This window comes from Mucilaginibacter sp. P4_G9 (genome assembly GCF_056400985.1).
The window spans coordinates 1-1,518 of the sequence record NZ_JBFUKF010000720.1; the positions used below are offsets into that span (position 1 = coordinate 1).

The following is a 1,518-nucleotide window of genomic DNA, read 5'->3' on the forward strand; positions in this document are numbered from 1 at the left end:
GTGCAGCAGGAACGTATTGCTAACCTGGTACACGAAATCCAATTCGGCACATTAAAAAACGACCTTAAGCTTTGGCGCCAGGGTGGCGCTTTCGATCTGTTACAGGGCATCCTTATCATTAACCGCTACCAATATCCCGATCTGGACGAACAGAAAGTTATAAACCAGATAGAATCCATTAAGCGCGACATCTGGATCCAGATGATGAATGAGGCCAGCCCAAAAGAACAGATTAAGCTTATTAATCATGTGTTCTACAATATTTATGGCTTCAGCGGCAACACCTCCAACCACCTCGACCCGCAAAACAGCTTCCTGAGCCAGGTGCTGGAAACCAAGAAAGGTAACCAGATCTCGCTGGCCATCATCTATTCCATTATTGCCCAAAAATTGGATATCCCGGTTTACGGTGTAAACCTGCCGCAGCATTTCATTTTAGCTTACCTGGATGAAAGTATGGAAAGTGAATTTGAAGGTAACATCCTGTTTTACATCAATGCTTTTAATAAAGGCTTTATATTTGGCCGCAGGGATGTGGATATGTTTTTGAAACAGCTTAATCTTAAGTTTGATAAACAATTTTATGAGCCTTGCTCAAATACGGATATTATTAAACGGGTGATCCGCAACCTCATCAGTGCCTACGAAAATCTTGGTTCGACGGAAAAGGTAGTGGAATTAAATGAATTGTTGGGGATATTGGGGTAAACCTTGTTTAAGATTTAGTCAACTACTACTTTATCTAATCCTTCTTTCCACGCATAGTATAATCCTTGACTATGTAATTTAGAAATGTTAACTCCATTTATCCAATCATAATGTTTTTTAATATAATCGTTAAACCGTAATTTGAGGTCATGGGCCGTTATAGTTTTATGCTCATCAACTAAAGCGATAAGAGTATCCATAATGAAACTACGCCCCTGACTCATAGCAGTCCGACATAATTCGGCATATGTAATTATGTCCAAATCCGATAAGTGATTAAATTTAATCTTAGATTTATTGGCTGTAACCAATTCTTACCAAACTCCATAGCCATACTAAGGCCTTCATTAAGTATTTCCTCTTTCAACGTATGCTTTATACTAAACAACCTTGTTATTAAGCTCATAAAAAAATATCGAACAGGCAGATCTTACTTTCCACTCAAAAAACCATTCTCCTCCAGCCAATTGGTGGCCCATTCAAACCATTTGCCTTTGTTTTTGGAGTTATTCATGCCAAAACCATGCCCACCTTCCTGGAACAGGTGCAACTCGGCTTTCACTTTATTTTTGAGCAAAGCATCATAAAACAACAGGCTGTTTTGTACAGGTACTGTATTATCATCCTCGGCATGTACCAAAAATGTAGGCGGCGTATTGGCCGTAATTTGTTTTTCGTTGGAGTATAATTCAAGTTGCGCTGCCGATGGTGTTTTGCCTATCAGGTTTTCGCGCGAGCCAACATGCGCCTGTTCACCAAAACTTATCACAGGGTAAATCAGCATCATAAAATCGGGRCGCAGGCTAATGT

At 39.8% G+C, this 1,518-nt stretch carries 2 protein-coding genes; one reads left to right on the forward strand and one right to left on the reverse strand.

The genetic code is table 11. From position 1 onward, the window contains the following. Nucleotides 1–708: transglutaminase family protein (locus AC1DPZ_RS27045; RefSeq protein WP_477409344.1), on the forward strand; the 708-nt coding region annotated here is incomplete at its 5' end. A gap of 430 nt (nt 709–1,138) precedes the next feature. Here the strand turns inward: AC1DPZ_RS27045 and AC1DPZ_RS27050 are convergent. Further along, on the reverse strand, nt 1,139–1,518 hold a 380-nt coding region (locus AC1DPZ_RS27050), incomplete at its 5' end, for an alpha/beta hydrolase (protein ID WP_477409346.1).